The 2,001-nt window shown below is 69.9% G+C and carries 2 protein-coding genes; both read left to right on the top strand.

What is annotated here, in order from left to right:
* Positions 1 to 170: 170 nt before the first annotated feature.
* Positions 171 to 1,166: an alpha/beta hydrolase-fold protein gene (locus EV374_RS32310; RefSeq protein WP_132240951.1), complete on the top strand. Its 996-nt coding sequence runs from the start codon at positions 171 to 173 to the stop codon at positions 1,164 to 1,166.
* A 179-nt stretch (positions 1,167 to 1,345) separates the two neighbouring features.
* Positions 1,346 to 2,001 (top strand): M23 family metallopeptidase (locus tag EV374_RS32305; RefSeq protein ID WP_132240950.1); only part of this gene is annotated, 656 nt, incomplete at its 3' end.

Here is a 2,001-nt window from a genome sequence, read left to right as displayed (position 1 = left end):
ACGACGTCCACGTCGCCCTCTCCACCGGCACCACCTTCAACCCCAGCACCAAATGGCACGACTTCTTCGGCCTCAACGGCGAAACCACCCTCTGAGCCCGTCGTGCGCACGTCGAAAGCCCCGCGCCGCGCGGCCGTTCCGGCGCGGTTCCATCCCCAATGGAGGTACTCATGGAAAACGTCCCTGCCAACCGCCGGCCCGTCAGCCGCCGACGCCTGCTGACCGGCGCCGCGGGAGTCGCCGCCGCTGGCGCGTTCGCCGGTGCCTTCGCCGCCCCGCTGCCCGCGTCCGCCGCCCGCGACGGCCACGGTCTGCGCATCGTGGACCGCAACGAGAACGGCGGCCGGCTGCAGTACTACCGGTTCGCCACCGACGCCATCGGGTGGGACCCGGGGGTCAACGTCCTGCTCCCCGATGGCTACCACACCAGCGGCAAGCGCTACCCGGTGCTCTACCTGCTGCACGGGGGCGCCTCCGACTTCCGGGAATTCCATCTGCACCACAACATCATCAACCTGACCGCAGGCAGGCAACTCATCGTCGTCATGCCGGACGCCGCCACCGGGTGGTACTCGAACCCGGTGAGCAGCAACGTCGGGCCGCGCAACTGGGAAACGTTCCACATGGCACAGCTGCTGCCATGGATCGAGTCGAACTTCCGCACCTTCCCCGAGTACAACGGGCGTGCCGTCGCCGGCTTCTCGATGGGTGGGTTTGGTGCCCTCAAGTACACCGCCAAGTACTACGGCCACTTCTGCTCGGTCAGTTCCCACTCCGGCCCCGCCAGCCTGCGCCGGGACTTCGGGCTCGTCGTGCATTGGGCCAACGCGACCTCCGCCGCCCTGGACCTCGGCGGCGGCACCGTGTACGGCGTGCCGCTGTGGAACGAGGCGCGGGTCAGCGCCGACAACCCGATCCAGCGCATCGAGAGCTACCGCAACAAGCGCATCTTCCTGGTCGCCGGCACCTCGCCGAATCCGATCAACTGGTTCGACACCGTGAACGAGACCCAGGTGCTCGCCGGCCAGCGCGAGTTCCGCGCCGCCCTCGGCCGCGCGGGCATTCCCCACGAGTGGCGTGAGGTGGACGGCGGCCACGTCTTCCGGCAGACCATCTTCACCCAGGATCTCAACGGGATGATGGCGCGCCTGCGCCGCGCCGGCTGATCCCGGCCGACGACGCGCCGCCGTCGTACCACGGCGGCGCGTCGTCGCCCCTGCCCCACCGCTGTCGGGTCGCGCATTCCGGCCCGCCAGCCGGTCCTCTTCCGCGCGCGACGAGCCCCGCCCGGGCCCTGGCGGTGCGCGACCCACCCCGTCCGACTCTTCCCTGACCGGAGTCACCCATGTCACGGCATTCGAGGAGCAGGGTGCGTCGCATCCTGGTCTCCCTACTCACCCTGACGGTCGGCGTACTGACCGGCGCGGTGGGGACGTCGTCCCCCGCGCTCGCCGCGCCGAACTTCAAGGCCCCGTTCCCGTGCGGGCAGCGGTGGACGTACGACCACCACAGCAACGAGGTCCGGCAGGCCCTGGACTTCGTGCGGGCCGACGGGGGTGCCACCGCCGGCACGCCGCAGGTCGCCTCCGCGGCGGGCGTCGCCCGGCGGTACTCGCAGCCCAGCGGCGCCGGCAACTACATCGTCATCGACCACGGCGGCGGTTGGACCACCTACTACTTCCACCTCAGTTCCTACTCCGTGCCCGACGGGGCGTACGTGCAGCAGGGCCAGCAGATCGGTACCACGGGCAGCACCGGCAACTCGTCGGGGCCGCACATCCACTACGAGCAGCTCTACAACGGCGTGGGGCAGACGATCGTGATCAACGGGACGTCGCTGGCGCCCTACCCCGGCCAGTACCACCAGAAGTACCTGGTCAGCGACAACTGCGGTACGTCGCCGACGGGTGGCCGGTATCTGGCGGGTTCGCCCACGGACTTCACCGGCGACGGACGCGACGACATCGTCACCTTCACCCACGGCACCCTCAACGACGTCTA

The sequence above is a fragment of the Micromonospora sp. CNZ303 genome (genome assembly GCF_004345505.1).
This window is presented reverse-complemented; position numbering and strand designations above follow the sequence as displayed.